This is a genomic window from Streptomyces sp. P17 (assembly GCF_032436805.1).
Taxonomy (GTDB): domain Bacteria; phylum Actinomycetota; class Actinomycetes; order Streptomycetales; family Streptomycetaceae; genus Streptomyces.
Map to the genome: position 1 here is coordinate 1 of NZ_JAVRBF010000857.1, position 270 is coordinate 270.

General features: G+C 67.4%; 1 protein-coding gene. It reads left to right on the forward strand.

Annotated elements, in window-relative coordinates:
- On the forward strand, positions 1-270 hold a 270-nt coding region (locus RMT89_RS43235; protein ID WP_315889235.1), incomplete at both ends, for a hypothetical protein.

Genomic DNA, 270 nt, shown 5'->3' on the forward strand with positions numbered 1-270 from the left:
GAGCCGGACCAGTTTGCGCGGGGTTGCGATCTGGATGCGCTGGAACTGTGCGACCCGGCGTCGGCGCCCGAACCTGCTGCCTTGCAAGAGGCCGCGCTTCGGCTTGAGTCCGCCGCTTTGGCGGTCAACGGGGTGTCGCAGGTGCAATCGGCCAGCGCCGCCTATGGGCGCCGCGCCATGTGGATTGCCACAAGCAACGGTTTTTCAGCGGGTTACGAGAGATCAAGCCATGGCCTGTCCGGCGTCGCCATCACCGGCGAGGGGCTGGCG